Source organism: Hydrocoleum sp. CS-953, assembly GCF_002260545.1.
Taxonomy (GTDB): domain Bacteria; phylum Cyanobacteriota; class Cyanobacteriia; order Cyanobacteriales; family Microcoleaceae; genus Trichodesmium.
In genome coordinates, this window is sequence record NZ_LGSU01000335.1 from 1 (window position 1) to 2,792 (window position 2,792).

2 protein-coding genes are annotated in these 2,792 nt (G+C 35.0%); both read left to right on the plus strand.

The window, feature by feature from the left end; genetic code table 11:
• The first annotated feature begins 302 nt into the window (after positions 1-302).
• Entirely contained in the window at positions 303-1,910 is a 1,608-nt protein-coding gene (gene metG, locus AFK68_RS03115; protein ID WP_094671550.1) for a methionine--tRNA ligase, read from the plus strand.
• A gap of 373 nt (positions 1,911-2,283) precedes the next feature.
• Positions 2,284-2,792, plus strand: a 509-nt coding sequence (locus AFK68_RS03120) for an NYN domain-containing protein (protein WP_094671552.1), incomplete at its 3' end; no start/stop codon positions are given.

A 2,792-nucleotide genomic window follows, 5' to 3' on the forward strand; every position in this document is an offset into this window, starting at 1 on the left:
TGGATGTTACTAAATAGAGCGGTACTTGCCACATTTGCTAATGCTAAATTTCTGTCTGCACTGAGGGTATCAACAATATTACCTCCTAAAAAACTTCCGAAAAAATTATAGAAGAACAATACAACAGCATTACTGTTAAGGTAAGGGATATTATTGGCTTGATTAGCTAATTATAATCAAGTTAATTTAGTTCAGCAAACAAGTAGTTAAGCTAAGTAGTTAATCAAGGTCGATACTACTAGACTTCAAAATAATTATCACCATTGCCAGTTTAAATCAAAAGTATTTAAGTCGGATTTTCCATGAAAAACAACATATATACAAATACAAATACCTTTGCCATCACAACTCCCCTTTACTATGTTAACGATTTACCACATATAGGTAGTGCTTATACCACTATTGCAGCCGATACGGTAGCTCGTTTTCAAAGACTACAAGGTAGATCGGTGCTGATGATTACTGGTACAGATGAGCATGGCCAGAAAATTCAAAGAACAGCTCAAAGCAAAGGAAGATCCCCGAAAGAACACTGTGACTCAGTAGTTACAGGATTTGAATCTCTTTGGCAACAACTAAATATTCAGTATGACCGTTTTAGTCGTACTACTGCATCTAACCACGAAAAAATTGTCAAAGAATTTTTCCAAAGAGTTTGGGATCAAGGCGATATCTACTTAAGTCAGCAACAAGGATGGTATTGCGTATCTTGTGAAGAATTTAAAGAAGAGCGAGAACTTCTAGAAGATAAATATTGTGCTATTCACACTAACCAAAAAGTAGAATGGCGCGATGAGCAAAACTACTTCTTTCGTCTCTCTAGGTATCAGGAACAACTAGAAGCTTTCTACCAAGAAAGGTCAGAATTTATTCAACCCGAAAGCCGTCGGAATGAAGTCTTAAGCTTTGTCAAACAAGGATTACAAGACTTTTCAATCTCTAGAGTTAATGTAGATTGGGGCTTTCAACTACCTATCGATCCCAACCATACCATATATGTTTGGTTTGATGCTCTATTGGGTTATGTTACAGCCCTTTTAGATCCTGATAGTGAACCCACCCTAGAGAATGCTTTATCAAAGTGGTGGCCAATTAATCTGCACCTAATTGGGAAAGATATATTACGTTTCCATGCTGTTTATTGGCCAGCAATGCTAATGTCAGCAGATTTACCTCTGCCTGAGCGTGTATTTGGACATGGATTTTTGACCAAAGATGGCAAAAAGATGGGGAAATCATTAGGCAATACTTTAGATCCTTTTGAATTAATCCAAAAGTACGGCTCTGATGCAGTTCGTTATTATTTTCTCAAAGAAATTGAATTTGGAGTTGATGGTGATTTTAGTGAAACCCGGTTTATCAATGTGCTCAATGCTGACTTAGCAAATGGTTTGGGGAATTTACTAAATCGTACCCTGAAAATGGCTCATAAATACTTTAATGGTCAAATTCCTAATATTAATGGTGAGAAAATAGAGGTTTCTCATTCACTTAAAAAAATAGGTATTAGTTTGGGTGAAGAAGTTACTCAAGCTTATGCTTCTTTGGCTTTTAGTAAAGTTTGTGAAGCGGTATTAGTTTTGGCTAGAGCCTGCGATAAATATATAGACGAAACTGCTCCGTGGAGTTTATATAAACAGGGTCAATTAGAAACTGTAGCAGAGGTGTTATATTCTGTGTTGGAGTCTGTTAGATTAGCAGCTTATCTTTTATCGCCGATCATTCCTAATATTAGCAATGCTATCTATCAGCAACTAGGTTTCTCAAATGATTTTAACGATAAATCAGTAATTAATAGTTCAGAAATTTTTGTTAAACAAGTAAGTTGGGGCACTCTACCAGGAAATCAAATTCTGGGGCAACCTCAACCTGTTTTTCAAAGACTAGAACTGATAGAAACTGTTGCTTAAAAAGCTAATATTAATTAATTGATAATGGATAATTACTTCTGGTTAAAACCATACGGGAATTGAATATCGGGAAATATCCTAGTGCAGGATGGCAGAAATAACTGACCAGTTACAAAATCGGTCAGCCTTACTAACCAATAATGGTTGAATTTTGAATTTTGAATTTTGAATTCCGCGTAGCGGCACTAGCACTTTTTGATCCTTAAAAGGATAGGATTTAAACCTTTAGGGATTAATTATCAATCATCTATTATCAATCATCCATTGGTAACTATTGTTTTTTCAAATTACATAGCCTGTTTTTTCTCTTACAAATTATCTTCTGATTAAGAATTAAATTTCTTTATTTCATAAAAAACTGAGGTTAAAAACAATGTTGAATCATCAACAAATACAAATAGAGTGTAATGAAATATTTACACCAGAACAAGTTCTAGAAAATCGTGGCAAAGTAGCTATTTTTATTGATGGATCTAACTTATTTTATGCTGCTTTGCAGTTAGGAATTGAGATAGATTATACGAAACTTCTTTCACGTCTTACAGGAGGTTCTCGTCTCCTACGTTCTTTTTTCTATACTGGAGTAGATCGTACTAATGAAAAACAGCAAGGATTTTTGTTGTGGATGCGTCGTAATGGTTATCGGGTAATTTCTAAAGACTTAGTACAATTACCAGATGGTTCTAAAAAAGCTAATCTTGATGTAGAAATTGCTGTTGATATGATGGCTTTAGTAGGTTCTTATGACACTGCTGTATTAGTTAGTGGAGATGGAGATTTAGCTTATGCTGTAGATGCTGTTAGCTATAGAGGTGTTAGGGTTGAAGTTGTTAGTCTTAGAGCTATGACTAGCGATAGTTTGATTAATGTTTCTGACCGTTA

Bases quoted from the DNA above. Each gene is read 5' to 3' on its own strand.
- metG (WP_094671550.1), top strand. From the start codon at position 303: ATGAAAAACAACATATATACAAATACAAATACCTTTGCCATCACAACT.